At 68.0% G+C, this 17,063-nt stretch carries 15 protein-coding genes, 1 pseudogene and 1 riboswitch; of the genes and pseudogenes, 8 read left to right on the forward strand and 8 right to left on the reverse strand.

Going from position 1 to position 17,063, the window contains the following annotated elements; genetic code table 11:
* Positions 1-49 precede the first annotated feature (49 nt).
* Positions 50-997 (forward strand): NADP-dependent oxidoreductase, encoded by a 948-nt coding sequence (locus PWF70_RS15370; protein WP_035752700.1) that lies wholly within the window; start codon positions 50-52, stop codon positions 995-997.
* 360 nt (positions 998-1,357) lie between these two features.
* Here the strand turns inward: PWF70_RS15370 and PWF70_RS15375 are convergent, their stop codons facing one another.
* The 5 genes from PWF70_RS15375 to PWF70_RS15395 all read right to left on the reverse strand — a co-directional run bounded on the left by PWF70_RS15375 (position 1,358) and on the right by PWF70_RS15395 (position 6,375).
* Positions 1,358-2,482: a glycosyltransferase family 4 protein gene (locus PWF70_RS15375; protein ID WP_035752701.1), complete on the reverse strand. Its 1,125-nt coding sequence runs from the start codon at positions 2,480-2,482 to the stop codon at positions 1,358-1,360.
* The gene (locus PWF70_RS15380; protein WP_035752702.1) at positions 2,482-3,882 is read right to left on the reverse strand and encodes a gluzincin family metallopeptidase; all 1,401 of its coding nucleotides are present in this window, start codon (positions 3,880-3,882) and stop codon (positions 2,482-2,484) included. The genes PWF70_RS15375 and PWF70_RS15380 overlap by 1 nt, the downstream gene beginning before the upstream one ends.
* 9 nt (positions 3,883-3,891) lie before the next feature.
* Positions 3,892-4,941 carry a C40 family peptidase gene (locus PWF70_RS15385; protein WP_035752776.1) on the reverse strand — a complete coding sequence of 350 codons (1,050 nt, stop codon included), beginning with the start codon at positions 4,939-4,941 and terminating at the stop codon, positions 3,892-3,894.
* A gap of 167 nt (positions 4,942-5,108) precedes the next feature.
* Positions 5,109-5,789 (reverse strand): C40 family peptidase, encoded by a 681-nt coding sequence (locus PWF70_RS15390; protein WP_006356842.1) that lies wholly within the window; start codon positions 5,787-5,789, stop codon positions 5,109-5,111.
* 17 nt (positions 5,790-5,806) lie between these two features.
* Positions 5,807-6,037, reverse strand: a riboswitch (cyclic di-AMP (ydaO/yuaA leader).
* A gap of 107 nt (positions 6,038-6,144) precedes the next feature.
* Positions 6,145-6,375 (reverse strand): hypothetical protein, encoded by a 231-nt coding sequence (locus PWF70_RS15395; RefSeq protein ID WP_231380869.1) that lies wholly within the window; start codon positions 6,373-6,375, stop codon positions 6,145-6,147.
* 333 nt (positions 6,376-6,708) lie between these two features.
* On the opposite strand from PWF70_RS15395, the gene PWF70_RS15400 reads away from it, so the two are divergent.
* Together PWF70_RS15400 and PWF70_RS15405 are read left to right on the forward strand one after the other, a co-directional pair.
* The gene (locus PWF70_RS15400) at positions 6,709-8,574 is read left to right on the forward strand and encodes a DEDD exonuclease domain-containing protein (RefSeq protein ID WP_006356840.1); all 1,866 of its coding nucleotides are present in this window, start codon (positions 6,709-6,711) and stop codon (positions 8,572-8,574) included.
* A complete protein-coding gene (locus tag PWF70_RS15405) occupies positions 8,571-8,849 on the forward strand; it encodes an Lrp/AsnC family transcriptional regulator (RefSeq protein WP_005200119.1) in 279 nt (92 codons plus the stop codon). Before PWF70_RS15400 ends, PWF70_RS15405 begins: the two co-directional genes overlap by 4 nt.
* Here PWF70_RS15405 and trpD read toward each other — a convergent pair.
* Positions 8,846-9,922, reverse strand: coding sequence for an anthranilate phosphoribosyltransferase (trpD, locus tag PWF70_RS15410; protein ID WP_006356839.1), 1,077 nt, complete (start codon positions 9,920-9,922; stop codon positions 8,846-8,848). The two genes, PWF70_RS15405 and trpD, sit on opposite strands and share 4 nt — an antisense overlap.
* An 11-nt stretch (positions 9,923-9,933) precedes the next feature.
* Positions 9,934-10,431 carry a hypothetical protein gene (locus PWF70_RS15415; protein ID WP_006356838.1) on the reverse strand — a complete coding sequence of 166 codons (498 nt, stop codon included), beginning with the start codon at positions 10,429-10,431 and terminating at the stop codon, positions 9,934-9,936.
* Positions 10,432-10,599: 168 nt separating this feature from the next.
* Here PWF70_RS15415 and ctaE point away from each other — a divergent pair, with 168 nt between their 5' ends.
* The 5 genes and pseudogenes from ctaE (at position 10,600) to PWF70_RS15440 (ending at position 16,578) form a co-directional block, all read left to right on the forward strand.
* Positions 10,600-11,211, forward strand: coding sequence for an aa3-type cytochrome oxidase subunit III (gene ctaE / locus PWF70_RS15420; protein WP_075864057.1), 612 nt, complete (start codon positions 10,600-10,602; stop codon positions 11,209-11,211).
* 91 nt (positions 11,212-11,302) lie between these two features.
* Complete coding sequence (gene qcrC, locus PWF70_RS15425) at positions 11,303-12,154, forward strand: cytochrome bc1 complex diheme cytochrome c subunit (protein WP_006356836.1); 852 nt, start codon at positions 11,303-11,305, stop codon at positions 12,152-12,154.
* The gene (qcrA, locus tag PWF70_RS15430) at positions 12,151-13,308 is read left to right on the forward strand and encodes a cytochrome bc1 complex Rieske iron-sulfur subunit (protein ID WP_006356835.1); all 1,158 of its coding nucleotides are present in this window, start codon (positions 12,151-12,153) and stop codon (positions 13,306-13,308) included. Before qcrC ends, qcrA begins: the two co-directional genes overlap by 4 nt.
* On the forward strand, positions 13,305-14,927 hold the full coding sequence (gene qcrB, locus PWF70_RS15435) for a cytochrome bc1 complex cytochrome b subunit (protein WP_006356834.1): 1,623 nt from the start codon (positions 13,305-13,307) through the stop codon (positions 14,925-14,927). The genes qcrA and qcrB overlap by 4 nt, the downstream gene beginning before the upstream one ends.
* Positions 14,928-15,113: 186 nt before the next feature.
* Positions 15,114-16,578: pseudogene (locus tag PWF70_RS15440) on the forward strand (bifunctional phosphatase PAP2/diacylglycerol kinase family protein).
* Between the two features lie 66 nt (positions 16,579-16,644).
* On the opposite strand, the gene PWF70_RS15445 reads toward PWF70_RS15440, so the two are convergent.
* Positions 16,645-17,061 carry a cytochrome c oxidase subunit 4 gene (locus tag PWF70_RS15445; RefSeq protein WP_005200127.1) on the reverse strand — a complete coding sequence of 139 codons (417 nt, stop codon included), beginning with the start codon at positions 17,059-17,061 and terminating at the stop codon, positions 16,645-16,647.
* Positions 17,062-17,063 lie beyond the last annotated feature (2 nt).

Raw genomic sequence — 17,063 nt, forward strand, 5'->3', positions numbered from 1 at the left:
CGCGGTCGGGTCATGGAATCAATGCGTCCGGGCACCCGTTGGTGCCATCATGCGAGCTATCACCTACAGCCGCTTCGGCGGCCCCGATGTCCTGGAGATCACCGACCTCCCCACCCCCAAGGTCGGCCCCGACACCGTCCTGGTCCGAGTGCGCGCGTCGAGTGTGAACCCGGTGGACTGGAAGATCCGGCAAGGTCACCTCGCCGAGGTCCTGGACACCGTCTTCCCGGTGGTGCCAGGTTGGGATGTCGCGGGCGTCGTCGAACAGGTCGGCCTGGACACGCCCGAGTTCCGGGTCGGCGACGAGGTGTTCGGTTACGTCCGTAAGGACCTCGTCGGCGGCGAGGTCGCCGGGGGTACCTTCGCCGATCTGGTCTCCGCACCGGTCCGAACACTCGCCCACAAGCCGGCCGCCTGGTCGTTCGAGGAGGCCGCTGCCGTTCCGCTCGCCGGACTGACGGCGTACCAGACCATTCGACGGGCAGGCGTGACGTCGGGCCACACGGTGCTCGTACATGCCGCTGCGGGCGGCGTCGGATCGTTCGCGGTCCAGATCGCGCGGTCGCTGGGCGCGCGGGTCATCGGCACCGCTTCCGAGTCCAATCACGACTACCTACGGGGTCTCGGCGCCGAGCCCACCACCTACGGCGACGGCCTGGCCGACCGGGTGCGCGAGCTCGTGCCCGACGGCGTCGATGTCGTCCTCGACTATGTCGGTGGTGACGCACTCGACTCGGTGCCGGGCGTGCTGCGCGACGGCGGTACCGTCGCCTCCATCACCGATGCTCGGGCGCGTGACGAGTTCGGGGGCGAGTACGTCTGGGTCCGCCCCGACTCCGCGGATCTCGCCGCTCTGGCCCGGCTCGGCGACGCGGGCGAGCTCGAGCCGGAGATCGCCGAGGTCTTCGACCTGGCCGACGCTTCCGCCGCCCACGAGCGCAGCCAGTCCGGGCACGTGCGCGGGAAGATCGTCGTACAGGTGTCGACCGAGGCGTAATTCGGCGACGGACCGGCCTGGCCAGGCGTCGGCCCGCTGAAAAGCGCCCCTCGAATCCGCCCCGGCCCGAGAAGCGCCCCCGATTTCCGCCCCTCGAATCCGCCCCGGCCCGAGAAGCGCCCCCGATTTCCGCCCCTCGAATCCGCCCCGGCCCGAGAAGCGCCCCTGATCTCCGCCCTCCAGCGCCGCACCGCGAGTGATATGCCGGCAGTGCTGTGGAGGGCACTTTTCGGGGGCGGTTCTCGACGCCGCGCGGAAACCGGGGGCGCTTTTCGGGGGCGGTTCTCGACGCGGGGCGGAAACCGGGGGCGCTTTTCAGGGGTGCATTTCAGCAGCCAAGAGGCCCAGGGGCTCAGTGCCTCAGAGCAACTGCCGCAACCGGGCGGCCATCTGACTCCACTGCCAGTTGTCGACGACGAAACGCCGTCCGGCAGCGCCCATCTCAGCCGCAGCGGCCCGGTCGCCCAGGATCGACAGGATCGCCAGGGCGACGGCGTCGACATCGGTGCCGTCCACCGTCGTGCCGGTGACCCCTTCGACGACCGTCTCCGGTGCTCCGCCGGACAGACCCGCAACCACCGGTACACCCGTGGCCGACGCCTCGAGGTAGACGATCCCGAGCCCTTCGACGTCGAGCCCTCCCCCGCGTGTGCGGGACGGCATCGCGAAGACGTCGGCGATGTTGTGGTACGCCGAGAGTTCTTCGGCCGGAACCGATCCCGTGAAGATCACCTGGTCCTCGACACCGGTCCGCGTCGCCAGTGCATGCAGCTTCTCCGCGTACGGCCCTCCGCCGACGATCACCAGGACGGCGTCGGGCATCGTTCGACGGATGAGCGGCAGCGCCCGGATCAGCACGTCCTGTCCCTTGCGCGGCACGAGGCGCGACAGGCACAGGATCGTCGGCCGGTCGCCCAACTCGTGGCGGTCCCGGAACTTCTGCCGCAGAACAGGATCGGGCGAGAACCGCGCGACGTCGACGCCGGGCGGCAGGTATTCCAGTGCCGCGTGCGCACCGAAGGCCGACGCGAATCGACCTCGGGTGTACCGGCTGACGAAGGTGATGACGTCGGTGTGGCGACCGATGTGGCCCAGGACCTGACGCGCAACGGGGAGCATCGACCAGCCGACCTCGTGACCGTGGGTGCTCGCGAGGATGCGTTGTGCCCCTGCACGGCGCATCGCAGGCGCGAGGACGGCGAGCGGCGCAGCCGCACCGAACCAGACGGTCGAGATCTGTTCGCGCCGAATGATTTCCGCCGCGCGCCGGGCGACGAACGGGGTCGGCAGCATCAGGGTCGTGCGATGGCGGTATACCCGGTAGGGCACCTCGGCGTCGAAGTCGATGTGCGATCGGCCGCGCCACCGCGGCGCGTACACGACGATGTCCTCCGGCGGGAGCAGATCGACCAGATTCTGCAGGTACGACTGGATCCCACCCGGTCGGGGCGGGAAGTCGTTGGTGATCAACAGGGTTCGTGCCATCAGCGGACCTGTCCCTCGAGCCATCGGCCCCACCCGGTCACCAGCTCGCCGCGGCTGACACCGAGCGCGGCCCGGATGGCCGCATCCTGGCGAGCCGGGTCGGCGGTCGCCGCGACCCCGAGATAGAACCGCTTCAGGCGCTCCTCCCCGTAACGATCGGCGACGTACGCGGCCATCGACCATGCGCTCTGGTAGGCGAGCTGCGAGGTCGGGCCGTCCATCGCGAAGGCAGCATCGTCCGGCAGCGCGGTGGGAGTGTTTCCCGCCCGGACCGTCTCGGTCAGGTCGGGCGCAGCGTCCGCGAGGCGGCGATATGTGCCCTTGCGGCCGACATATTCGGCCACTCCCTCGGTGATCCAGAGGGGGGCGTCGAGAGCCGTTTGCGCGCGGGCCGCAACATGCGTGAGTTCGTGACGCAACACGACGGCGAGCGTCGGCGGGGCCAGATCATCGGCGGCCGGGGTGAAGACCACGCGCTGGCCGATGGCGGTGCGCCGAGGGAAATCCACCCGGCTGTAGACGGTCGCCGCGGCCGCCGCACCTATCGCGCCGCCTTGCCCGACCAGGGCGGCGAACTCGTCCTGGTCGGAGGTGGTCACGAGCACGGCGCGCCGATCCCAGGACTCTCCCCAGAAAGCGGTCACCGCGTCGACGGCGTCGGGCAGCAGCTTGCGCAGGTTCGCCGAAGCCGGGCTGGTGCGGAGATAGCGGGCGATCACCGACGTCCCGCCGGCGGTGGCGGCGTCGGAGACAGACAGTCCGGGCAGTTCCCACAGCTGGGGCGGGGTCGGCTCCCCGCCGAGTGCCCCCGTGTCGCCGACGAGCTTCCACTCGTCGCCGTAGCGGGCGACCACGAACTGGGTCGTCACGACGACCTCGGGTTCGTCGACACCGGGTGCGCGTTCACCACCGAGGGCGTAGCGCAGCTCCACCGGCGCCACCCAGGCGTCCGAACTGCCGTTCGCGTCGAGAAGGCCTTGGACTTCGGCGGGTACCAGTGCCTCGGCCTCCTCCGTGGGGGCCAGCTGGTAGCGGAAACGGGCGAACTGCAACCGACCGTCGGAGTCTCCGCGGACAAACTGCCGGGGACGGAAGTTCTCCGCCGCGGTGACCCAGCGATTCTCGAACGCCGGGGTCGCCGCCTCGTCGAGCAGCGACCCGATCTTCTGCACCTCCCCGGAGGTGATCGTCGCGGTGAGGTCGTCCAGCAGGCGCGTCACGCCCTCGGCACGCTGTTGTTCGTAGGGATTGGCCGGGGTCGACGTCGTCGAGGGGCTGCCACGGGAGATCGACCCGTCGGCCGCGGACGGCTCCTGGCCGCCGCATCCGGTGGTCACACCGATGAGCAGCACGACCGCGGACGCGAGCGTCGGGCGCCAACGCCCGCGGAGTGAAACCACCAGTGGAGTCTAGAACCGACGGCCGGAGTTGAACGGACCGGCCTCGTCGAGCGGGACGACCTTGACCGGGACACCGAAGGTCGAGGCGTGGATGACGTATCCGTCACCGACGTACATCCCGACGTGGTGGGCGTCCGGGTAGTAGATGACCAGGTCGCCGGCCTTGAGGTCCTCGCGGGACACCGGCTGACCGCCGGCCAACTGCGCCTCACTCGACCGCGGGAGGGTCTTGCCGGCCTGCTTGTAGGCCCACACCATCAGACCCGAGCAGTCGAACGAGCTCGGGCCGGTCGCGCCCCACACGTAGGGATCGCCGATGCGCGTCAGCGCGGCTTGGACCGCGACGAGTGCGGCGGCGGTGCCCTTGGGGACGATCCGCGGGTCGAAGTCGAACTTCGGGCCGAGGAGGGCGGCGAGCTGCTTGCCGGTCATCGACTGGTAGATCGCGCGGATCTGGATCGCCTGCATCTGCAGGTCGGCCTGCTTGGTCTGGAGGTCTCCGCGGACCCGTTCGGCGCGCGAGACGGCCTCCGACGCCGCGAGTGCGGTCTGGTCGGCGTCCTTCTTGGCGGCCGCGGTGCGGGCACGGACCTTCTTGATGGCGGTCAGGTCGGAAGCGGCCTGCCGCGAGATCATGTCGAGTCCCGACATCTGGTCGAGCAGCGCCTGGGGCGAGTCGCTGACCATCACCGCGTAGAGACCGCTGACGCGGGCGCCCTGGTAGCTGGCGCGCACGATGGCGTCGACCCTGGCCTGGTAGGAGGCGAGCTGCTCACGGCTGATGTCGAGTTTGCGCTGGGCGTCGGCCGCGGCCCGCTTGGCCTGCGCAACGACCGAGCGCTGCTTGTCGTACTCGATCTTGGCGTTGTGCATCGCCTCGGTGGTCTTCTCGGCCTCGGTGCCGAGCTGTTTGTATCGATCGAGAAGCTGGTCCGCCGATCGCGCGGGCGCGGCCTGGGCCTGCCCGACGCCGCCGGTCGTCAGCGGGACGACGGTCACGATCGCCGCCAGCAGACACAAGGCGAGCATCATCGGGCCCGATCGAGCGCGCAGACGCATCGCGTTCACTAGTCCCTCCCCGGAAAGCACGGTCCAGTCACTCCTCTACCGCTTCGTTCCTCCCCCGCGGACCACCCTAAGTTCCCCCGATGGCCCCCGAGACTGGATCGGGCGGATCGCACAAAGCTCGCGACCCGCCCTCTCCTGATGCTCTTGTTCAGTTGGTCTCAGTACCGCCGGATACCGGTGAGCTGCCATTCCTTGACCGCGTCACGCTTCACGGGCGTGCCGTAGGTCGAGGAGTGGACGAACTGTCCGTTTCCGACGTAGATGCCGGCATGGCCGCCACCGTTGAAGATCATCACGTCGCCCGGCTTGGCCTCGCTGTAGGAGACCGCGCGCCCGCCACCGAGCTGGCCGTAGCTGTCACGGGGGATGTTCTTGCCGGCCTGCTTGTAGGACCAGTAGACGAGACCCGAACAGTCGAAGGCGTTGGGGCCGGCCGAACCGTACGAGTACGGCGAGCCGATCTTGCTCTCCGCAGCCTTGACGGCCTTCTGGCCGGCGGTCAGCTGAGGCTGCCCGAGGGGGGCGCCACCATGCGGACGGAACTGCTGCGGGATCTGGTTCTGACCGATACCCGGGATGGTGAACTGGCCGACGTTGGGGATCTCGACCGTGGCAGCCGGCGACTTCGCGACGGGCTTGGGTGCCGGGGCCGCTTCCGGGGCCTTCTGCTCACCGGGCAGTGCCGGGATCTCGAAGGTACCGAGCGGGGTGTGGACCGGGGCTGCAAGAGCAGGGCCGGCCGCGGCAGCGAGCGAACCGAGCGTGATCGATCCAGCGATCACCGCCTTCTTGGCAACCGTGCTCCCACGATTGGGCTGTTCCAAACGATGTTTGGCCACGAAGCGAGTTCTCCTTCAGTTTCTCCCTGTACCGCCGACCGAGTTAGCTGTCGGGTTCGGGCCGGAAGAGTGGCCCTACGCGTTTTCGGCACAGCCGTATCCCAGAAGGACACGTTTGCGCGTTGACGCGATTCACCCCGATCGGGACAGTCTCAGCTGGTCGTGTCAGTACCGACATCCCTGGCCGCGCTGCCCGAAGTAAGTGGTTCCCCGGTTCGCCCGTGAGGGCGATTGAGCGGTGACTTGTGCGGACCACTTCTGTTGAAGCGGGACGCTCCGCAAAGGTCTCAGAAAGGTTACGAAATCGTCGGCGCTGTGTCCACTAGGCACCAGACACGCAGTTCGCCACCGCTTCTCAGCCCGCCCGGAGTTCGGTCGACGAGATGACGCGAAATGGCTTCTGACGTGCAGTTTTCTCGGTTCTTGCAGATCGTGCAGCGGCACTGGTGACCATTGCAGCCGACTGGAACACATCGATCGCGAGGTCCAGTTCCGCATCGTCGTCGAGGGCCTGCACCGTTACCGAAGCTCCACCTTCAACGGGTGCATCGTCCCAGTTCGGGCCACCGAAAAGCACGGTCATCATGCACCCGTCACAGGCGACGGGGCGGGCCGGGCAGGTTGCGCAGTCGACATGCATCGTGTGATCTCCATCTCATCTGGCCGTCGGAGGCGTTTGAACTCCGGATCGGGCGGGTCACGGCGGGCGATTTCGGCGCCGTCGGCGTCGATCTCTCACTTCGAGATGGAGACTAGGGACCACCACCGACAAACTCGCTCGCACAGTGTTCGACACATGCGTCACACGAGTAACAGGTGACATCGGCGTACGTCCCCGCCGCGGCCCCGGGACCGAAACGGAACGAACGATCGGGGTGTCACATCCGCCGTGTCGGTGCGTCGAACTAATGTTCGCCTCGTGACGCGCAGGGATGGTGGCGGTGCAGCCGCAGGACAGGTGATCTCGGGACAGCTGACCTTCGCGGATCTCGAGGCCGCCGACCAGGCCACCGGCGGCGACGCCATGTCGAGCGAGTTCAGCGATCGCGCTCTGTTCGACACCACGCTCGTCGTCGTCGACCTCGAGACCACCGGCTCGAATCCCGCAGGCGACCGCATCACCGAGATCGGCGCGGTGAAGATCCGCGGCGGCGAGGTGATCGGCGAGTTCGCCACCCTCGTCGATCCCGGCCGGCCCATCCCTCCGCAGATCGTCACGCTCACGGGGATCACGACGGCGATGGTCACCGACGCCCCCCGGATCGAATCTGTGCTGCCCTCGTTCCTCGAGTTCGCCCGCGGCGCGATCCTGGTCGCCCACAACGCGCGCTTCGACATGGGGTTCCTGCGGCAGAACGCCCTCCGGCTCCACCTGGACTGGCCGTTCAGCCTCAGCCTCTGCACCGTGACGATGGCCCGTCGCATCCTGCCCCGCGACGAGGCGCCCACGGTCAAGCTGAGCGCCCTCGCCGAACTCTTCGACGTCTCGGTCCGTCCGACCCACCGGGCCCTGGACGACGCCCGCGCCACCGTCGAGGTCTTCCACCGTCTCCTCGAACGCGTCGGGAATCAGGGCATCTCGACGGTCGGGGAACTCACCTCATATCTGCCGCGCACCGATCCGCGCCTGCGGGCCAAACGTCAGATGGCCGACCGTGTGCCCGCGCGGCCGGGCGTCTATCTCTTCCGCGGACCGTCGAACGAGGTCCTCTATGTCGGCACCGCGGTGGACCTCCGACGCCGCGTCCGTTCCTATTTCTCCGGCAGCGATCCCCGACGCCGCATCACCGAGATGGTCCTGCTGGCCGAGCGCGTCGACGTCGTCGAGTGTTCTCACGCGCTCGAGGCGGCCGTCCGCGAGCTGCGATTGCTCGCTGCCCACGCGCCGGCCTACAACCGGCGTTCGACGCAGCCCCACAAGGGATGGTGGGTGACGCTCACCGAGGAGCGCTTCCCGCGCCTCAAGGTGAGCCGCACGCCCACCGACGAATCCATCGGTCCGGTGGGCAACCGCAACAACGCGGCGACGGTGGCCGACGTGATCGCCGCGGCCGCCGGACTGCGCACGTGCACCAAGCGCCTCGGCGCCACCGGGTACCACTGGTGCCCCACTCCCGATGGCGTCCGTCAGCCCGGGGGATGCCATGCCGCCGCGGCGCAACCCCAGACCGTCCCGGATTACCTGCCGCGCGTGACCGCGGCCCGCCGGCTGATGCGCGGGGAGACCGACGACCTCCTCGACGAGCTGACCGCGCGCCTCGCCGAACTCTCCGAGGCGCAGATGTTCGAGACCGCCGCCCGCCATCGCGACCGGCTCGCGCTGACCATCGACGCCCTGGCGCGGTGTCAGCGGCTGGCCGCACTGTGCGCGATCGCCGAAATCGTCGTCGCCCGTCCCGATGAGGAGCGCGGCTGGCATTTCGCCGTCGTCCGTCACGGACGGCTCGCGGCGGCCGGGCGTGCACGGCGGGGCGTCTCCCCCATGCCGGTCGTCGACGCTCTCGTCGCCGCCGCCGAGACGGTCATCCCCGAGCCCGGGCCGCTGCGCGGAGCCCCGGCCGAGGAGGTCGCACTGATCTATCGGTGGATGACCGAACCCGGGGCCCGCATCGTGTCCACCACTGATCCCGTGGCACTCCCGGCGGGTTGCGCCGAACGCCGGCGCGGCTGGTCACAATCCGCGCGAGACGCCCGCTCCGTAGCCCGCGCCGTTGTGCACCGGACACCACGGGCGGCGCAGCACTCGCCGATCCGCGAGCTCGTGGCCACTAGGCTTGCGCCATGATCACTGCCATCGTCCTCATCCAGGCCGACATCCACCAGATCCCGGAGACCGCTCAGGCCGTGGCCGACATCGCCGGCGTCGAAGAGGTGTACTCCTGCGCGGGCGACGTCGACCTCATCGCGAAGATCCGCGTCCGCGATCACGAGCACATCGCATCCGTGGTGACCGGGCAGATCAACCGACTGCCCGGAGTGCTCAAGTCCGCCACCCACATCGCGTTCCGCAGCTACTCCAGCTCGGACGTGGAGGGTGGCTTCTCGATCGGCGAGAACTAACCGCGGGCGGCCGCCCCCAGCTGAGTGCTGAGCGCGGCCCATCGGTCGAGCAGCGCCGCCGCCGCACCCGAGTCGATGGCGTCGGCGGCGCGATCCTTGGCGGCGCCGAGCGCCTCGGTCAGCTCGACCGAGGTCATCGGGCCCTGCTGTTCGAACGCCACGATCGCGCCGGCGGAGTTCAGCAACACCGCGTCGCGTACGGGACCTGTTGTCCCCGAGAACAATTCGCGCGCGATAGCAGCGTTCGCGACCGCATCGCCGCCCTGCAGCGCGGACAGCTCCACGCGAGCGATGCCGAGATCGGCCGGGTCGATGCTGAGCTGGGACACCTGGCCGCCGACGACCTGCCACACCGTCGAGGTGGTGGTCGTGGTGAGTTCGTCGAGGCCGTCGTCGCCGCGCACCACCAGAGCCGAGCCGCCGCGATCGGCGAACGCGCTGGCGAGAACCGGGGCGAGGTCGGCGAAGGCGCAGCCGATGAGGCCGGAGGTGGGCCGGGCCGGATTCGTCAGCGGTCCGAGCACGTTGAACACGGTCGGGATGCCGATCTCCTTGCGCGGCGGCCCCGTGAACCGGAAGGCCGGGTGGAACACCGGCGCGAAGCAGAACCCGATGCCCAGTTCCTCCACACACTGCGCGACCGCGTCGGCCGACAGGGTGATGTCCACCCCGAGCGCCTCGAGTACGTCGGCACCGCCGCTCTTCGACGACGCCGCGCGGTTCCCGTGCTTCACGACCGGGACTCCGGCGGCCGCGATCACGATCGAGGTCATCGTGGAGATGTTGACGGTGTGCGACCGGTCGCCGCCGGTGCCGACCACGTCGACCGCCGGACGGCTCACCTCGACGAGCGTCGCATGGTCGAGCATCGCCTGCGCCAGCCCGACGAGTTCGCCGGGCGCCGCGCCCTTCATCTTCACGCCGACACCGAAGGCGGCGATCTGGGCGCCGCTGGCGCTGTCGGTCATGATCTCGTTCATCGCCCACCCCGCCTCTTCGGCGGACAGGTCGATGCGATCGGTGATCTTGCCGAGGATCTGCGGCCAGGTGAAGGCAGACTGTGCGGTACTCACAGGCAGAGAGCCTAGTGCCCCGCCCCGCCCGGCGGACGCTGCAGTACGGACCATCGTCGTGCGATTCCGCCGTGGCGGGAGCCCAGACTCGCCATCCGGGACCGTTCCTGGGACAGATGCATGGCGTCGAGCAACTGGACCCGCGCCAAGACGAGAACCTCGAGCCGATCGTCGACGGTCTGCGGCCGCGGCCCCCAACGCTCGTCGTCGACCACCTCGTACCCGTCGAGAGCGGCCACCGCGGCGGCGTCGGCGAGCCGATCCGCGGGCACCTCCAGATCGTGGCGGAGGATGACCTCTTCCTCGGCCCGCCACGACGACGCGTCGAGGGCCGTCGACGAGGCGATCGCGTCGTCGTCCGAGCCGGCGACGACCACCACGTCGTCGGCGAGCCCGAGCGGGCCGGTGCCGCCACCGCCCCGCAGCCGGGATCGCAGGCGCGCCAGGCGACCCCGGGCGACGACCCGCCCGTTGAGGTCGCGGGGACCGGAGGAATCCGAACTCGACATGAACTCACCGTAGCCACCGCGTCATGGACGGGAACAGAGCGTCGGAGAGGGTGTGCGGACACGCCGGAGACGACATGACATGGCCCCCGACCTGCAGCGGAATAAAAAGGCGAACCCAATATCCGACCCGGGTGGCCACCGCTTACTACGAACCGTCATACTTCACATGTGACAAGCGCTGTAGGTACCTCAGGGACTGCGATAACCTCGCGCGTGCACTCGCTGAACCGGCCCAACATGGTCAGCGTCGGCACGATCGTCTGGCTGTCCAGTGAGCTCATGTTCTTCGCTGGCCTCTTCGCGATGTACTTCGTCGCCCGGGCCAACTCCGCCGTCGGGTGGCCGCCGCCACCGACCGAGTTGAATCTCGCCCTCGCCATCCCGGTGACGACGGTGCTGATCCTCTCGTCGGTGACCTGCCAGATGGGCGTCTTCGCCGCTGAGCGCGGTGACGTCTTCGGCCTCCGCCGCTGGTACGTGATCACCCTCATCATGGGCACGATCTTCGTCCTCGGTCAGGCGTACGAGTACACCGTGCTCGTCGGCCACGGCACGACCCTGGCCTCGGATGCGTACGGCTCGGTCTTCTACATGACGACAGGCTTCCACGGCCTCCACGTCATTGGCGGACTGATCGCCTTCGTCTACCTGCTCATCCGCACCAAGCTCTCGAAGTTCACCCCGGCGCAGGCAACCGCCGCAATCGTTGTCTCCTACTACTGGCACTTCGTCGACATCGTCTGGATCGGACTGTTCGTCACGATCTACTTCATCCGATGACCCCGTCGACCCCGCGCGACGCGCGATCCGCCACCTCAGAGCGCAGCTCGCTCTAGATCTCCACTCCGTCCCGCTTAGTAGAGAGTCACAGATGAGTTCATCTCCACCGCGACCGTCGGACAGCGGCACCGACACCCGCCGCGCCAAGGCCCGACGCAAGCTCCGTCGCCGCGCAAGCGGTACCATCGTGCTGCTGGCCGGTCTGGTCATGGCCGGTGTGCTCGCCTCGGTTCTCACCCCCGACCCCCAGGTCGCGGTGGCCGACGAGAGCAACGCCGCGATGATCAACGACGGCCGCAAGCTCTACGAGACCTCGTGCATCACCTGTCACGGCGCCAACCTCCAAGGTGTCGTCGATCGTGGTCCCGCACTGCTCGGCGTCGGCGATGCCGCCGTGTACTTCCAGGTGTCGACCGGCCGTATGCCGGCCGCGCGTGGTGAGGCACAGGCGCAGCGCAAGCCCGCCAAGTTCACCACCGAACAGATCGACCAGCTCGGCGCCTTCATCCAGGCCGAGGGCGGCGGACCGCAGGTCCCGCGTGACGCCAACGGCGAGGTCGCCTCGAGTTCACTCCGCGGCGACAGCATCGGTCGAGGCAGTGAGCTGTTCCGCCTCAACTGCGCGTCCTGCCACAACTTCACCGGTCGTGGCGGCGCCCTGTCCTCGGGTAAGTACGCACCCGTGCTCGACGGAGTCGACGAGGCGCAGATCTACACCGCGATGCTGACCGGCCCGCAGAACATGCCCAAGTTCTCGAACCGGCAGCTGAATCCGGAGGAAAAGAAAGACATCATCGCCTACGTCAAGTACGTGACCGAGGCCCAGCCCAGCGGCGGACTCGGACTGGGCGGCTTCGGGCCGGTCAGCGAGGGCATGGTGATGTGGTTTGTCGGCGTCATCGCCATCGTCGCAGGCGCCATGTGGATGGGATCTCGAGCATGAGCGGCAGTGACAAGGACGTCCCGTCGAGGGACGAACTGGAGCAGATGAGCACCGAGGAGCTCGTCAAACTCGGTACCAATCTCGACGGTGTCGAGATCATCCATCGGGCCGAGCGGTACCCCGAGCCGGGTACGAAGGTCGAGAAGCGCGCCGAGCGCCAGGTCGCGATCTGGTTCACGATCGCCGGCATCTCCGCCCTCGCCTGCCTGGGCATCTTCCTGTTCAACCATTGGGAATTCGCCCTTCCGGACGACCCGAACTACTGGTGGTACACGTTCAACACGCCGCTTCTCGGCGCGACGTTCGGTCTCTCGGTGCTCGCCATCGGCATCGCGATGATCCTGATCACCAAGAAGTTCATCCCGTCGGAGATCTCCGTCCAGGACCGCCACGACGGCGGTTCGGCCGAGATCGACAAGAAGACGATCGTCGGACTCCTGCAGGACACCGGCACCACCTCGACCCTGGGTCGTCGCAAGATGCTCATCGGTTCGGCCGGTTTCGGTCTGGGCGCCTTCGCGCTGACCGGTCTCGTCGCCTTCCTCGGTGGCTTCATCAAGAACCCGTGGGCCGAGCGGGAGAACTCTCCCCTGTGGCACTCGGGCTGGTCGCCGATCTACAACTCGAAGGCCGACCCCAACGAGACGATCTACCTGCGTCGCGACACGGGCAATCCGTACCAGGTCGCCCTGGTCCGTCCCGAGGATCTCGACGCCGGCGGCATGGAGACCGTCTTCCCGTGGCGTCGTTCCAACGGGTTCGGCGAGACCGAGCACTCCCGTCACGCGCTGATGGAGAGCCTGCACGAGGTCCGCAACCCCGTCATGCTCATCCGCCTGCGTCCCGAGGACGCGGCCCGCGCCATCAAGCGCCAGGGTCAGGAGAGCTTCAACTACGGTGACTACTTCGCCTTCACCAAGGTCTGCAGCCACCTCGGTTGCCCCGCCTCGCTGTACGAGCAGCGGAGCAATCGCATCCTGTGTCCCTGCCACCAGTCGCAGTTCGACGCGCTCGAGTACGCCAAGCCGATCTTCGGACCGGCTGCCCGCGCTCTCGCACAGCTGCCGATCACGGTGAACAACGAGGGTTACCTCGTTGCGGCAGGCGACTTCATCGAGCCCGTCGGACCGGCATTCTGGGAGCGTAAGTCATGACCATCGCAGACCGTCTCGGCACACAAGCCGAGGAAGTGGACTCGCGGTATCACCTCGCCGCGGGTATGCGTCGCCAGATCAACAAGGTGTTCCCCACCCATTGGTCGTTCATGCTGGGTGAGATCGCGCTCTACAGCTTCATCATCCTGCTGATCTCGGGTGTCTATCTCTCGCTGTTCTTCGATCCGTCGATGACGCAGGTCGTCTACGACGGCGCGTACCAGCCGCTCAACGGCGTCATGATGACCAAGGCGTACGAGACCACCCTGGACCTCTCCTTCGAGGTTCGCGGTGGCCTGTTCGTCCGCCAGATCCACCACTGGGCAGCACTGCTGTTCGCCGCGTCGATCATCATCCACATGGCGCGCATCTTCTTCACCGGTGCGTTCCGCCGGCCGCGTGAGGCCAACTGGATCATCGGCTGCCTGCTGCTGATCCTGGCCATGTTCGAGGGCTTCTTCGGCTACTCGCTCCCCGACGACCTGCTCTCGGGCACCGGCGTCCGCGCCGCGATGAGCGGCATCGTCCTCGGCATCCCGGTCGTCGGTACCTGGATTCACTGGGCGCTGTTCGGCGGGGACTTCCCCGGCGACATCATCATCCCGCGCCTGTACGTGCTGCACATCCTGCTCTTCCCGGGCATCATCCTGGCTCTGATCGGCGCTCACCTGGCGCTCGTCTGGTACCAGAAGCACACGCAGTTCCCCGGCCCCGGCCGCACCGAGAAGAACGTCGTCGGTGTCCGGATCATGCCGGTGTTCGCGGCCAAGGCCGGCGCGATGTTCGCCTTCGTCACCGGTGTGCTGGCCATCATGGCCGGCATATTCCAGATCAACCCGGTCTGGAACATCGGCCCGTACAACCCGGCACAGGTGTCAGCAGGCTCGCAGCCGGACATCTACATGCAATGGACCGACGGTTTGATCCGTCTGTTCCCGGCATGGGAGCTGTACCTCGGCAACTACACCGTGGTGATGTCGAACTGGGTCGTCCTGATCATGACCATCATGTTCGGTCTGATGTTCGCCTACCCGTGGATCGAGAAGAGGCTCACCGGCGACGACGCTCACCACAACCTGCTGCAGCGTCCGCGTGACACCCCGGTGCGTACCGCGATCGGTGCGATGGCGTTCTCGTTCTACATCCTGCTGACGCTGGCGTGCATGAACGACATCATCGCGTTCAAGTTCCACATCTCGCTCAACGCGACGACGTGGATCGGTCGAATCGGTCTGATCATCCTGCCGCCGCTGGTGTACTTCATCGCATACCGCTGGGCGATCTCGCTGCAGCGCAGCGACCGCGAGGTCCTGGCACACGGCATCGAGACCGGCATCATCAAGCGCCTGCCGCAGGGTGAGTACATCGAGCTGCACCAGCCGCTCGGCCCGGTCGACAGCCACGGTCACCCGATCCCGCTCCCCTACGAGGGTGCCGCACTGCCGAAGCGGATGAACAAGCTCGGCTCCGCGGGTGCCCCGGGTACGGGTTCGATCCTGACCGCCGACCCGCCGGAGGAGCAGTTGCGCCACGTCGAGGTCGAGCACGAGCTCGAGGCTGCGGAGCGCAAGGCTCTTCGCGATCTCCAGGCCAAGGGTGGCAATCCCTTCGACGAGTAGTAACCACACGAGACAGCGGGCCGTCGCGCACCATCAGGTGCACGGCGGCCCGCTGTTTTGTCCCGCTCCCCTCCCCCACCATGCCGGGCCCGTCGGCTCCGACGGACACGGCGCGGATGTGGCACGGTGGACACCATGCGCCGGTTACGACATCGTGGTTCCGGCCTGTCCCAGATCACCCGCGGGATGGGCACTCTCGACGCCGAGATCTACGACACGATCGCCCGGTCGCCGAGCCCGCTGCTGGACAAGACGATGCCGGTGCTGACCCATGCTGCCGACCACTCGAAACTCTGGATGGCGATCGCAGCCGGTCTGGCCGTCTCCGGCCGGCCGTCACTCCAGCGGGGAGCCGCCCGAGGAGTGGCCTCGCTGGCCGTCACCAGTCTCGTGACCAAATCAGGGCGCCAAGCGGATTCGACGCCGTGCACGTCCTTCTCCGGGGCTCATTCCGGTCCCTCGTCGCGGACGTCGGCAACCGACGTCGAGCTCGTTTCCCTCCGGACACTCCGCCAGCGCCGCAGCCTTCGCGGTGGGGGTGGCTGTCGAGAGTCCGCCCGCAGGTCTGCTGCTGTCGGCGCTGGCCGGCCTCGTCGGACTCTCCCGCGTCGCGACCGGCGCCCACTACCCCGGTGATGTCGTGGTCGGGCTCGGAATCGGTGCCACGGTCGCGACACTGGGAACCCGGGTCGTACCCCCGATCACCCGCCCGTCGATATCTCTCGCCGACCCGACGGTCGTCGAGGCGGAGCCGCGCCCGGACGGCGCCGGTCTCGTCGTGGTCGTGAACCCTGCCTCGTCGGACGGACGGGGTCGTCGGGTTCTGGATGACATCCGGGACGCCCTTCCCGCGGTCGAGATCGTCGAGCTCGGCGAAGATGACGACGTCGCAACGGTATTCGCCGAAGCCGCGGCGCACGCGTCGATCCTCGGCGTCGCCGGCGGAGACGGCACGGCCGCCTGTGCGGCGCGCGCGGCCATCGACGCGGACCTGCCGCTCGCGGTGTTCCCGGCCGGTACCTTCAACCACTTCGCGCGCGACATCGGTTGTGGCACGGTCGAGGACACCGTCGGTGCCATCGCCACCGGTTCGGTGTCCCGGGTCGACGCGGTGTGGCTCAACGACTCCCGGCTGATCCTGAACACGGCGAGCATCGGCGCGTACCCGCATTTCGTGCGAATCAGGGAGCGTCTCCGGCATCGCATCAGCCGTCCGCTCGCCACCGCCACCGCGATCTTCCGGGTGATCCGCCAGGACGCCCACGTCTGCATCGAGGTCGACGGACGGATCCTCGACGTCTCCCTGTTCCTGATCGGCAACTCGATCTACCAGCCCACGGGATTCCTCCCCACGCGGCGCCTACGGCTCGACGACGGCCTGCTCGACGTCCGGATCCTGGAGACCGGTCACCGCTGGGCGACTCTGCGGCTCTTGGGATCTCTCGCTGCCGGCCGTCTCGAGCGCTCCCGGCTGTACCACGAGATGCAGGTCCCCGAATTCCGGTTCACCGCCGTCGGCGGCCCGGTGGCCGTGTCCCACGACGGTGAGGTCGAGGACAGCTTCACCGACGCCCACTTTCGTGTGGACTACCGCAGACTCAAGGTGTACGTCCCGTGCGCCGATGATCCGACGGTCCCCCAAAGCCGCTGACACAGACAAAAAGACGACGCCCCACCCTGGAGGTGGGGCGTCGTCTGTACTGGTTCTTGCGAGCGCTCAGTGCTTCTCGGGACCGACGTGGTACTCGAAGACGAGACCGGCGGCAGCACCCATGATCGCCACGGCCGCGAAGATCGCGAGCCACCAGTTGCCGGAGGCGAAGCCGACGGCGAAGGTGGAGGCGCCGAGGGCGATCAGGATGGGCCACCAGGAATGCGGGCTGAAGAAGCCCAGCTCGCCGGCGCCGTCCTCGATCTCGGCATCTTCGTAGTCCTCGGGGCGGATCTCGACGCGCCGCGACACGAACCGGAAGAACGTGCCGGCGATGAGCGTCAGGCCCGCTGCGAAGAACAGGCCGACGACGCCGACCCACTCGATGCCCTTGCTGGTGAACGCGGTGAAGAGGGTGTACGCGACACCGGTCAGCGCGAAGAAGGCTGTCAACATCTCGAAGAGTCGGGCTTCGATCTTCATCG

This window comes from Gordonia sp. Swx-4, from assembly GCF_030316175.1.
In the GTDB taxonomy this organism is placed as follows: domain Bacteria; phylum Actinomycetota; class Actinomycetes; order Mycobacteriales; family Mycobacteriaceae; genus Gordonia; species Gordonia alkanivorans.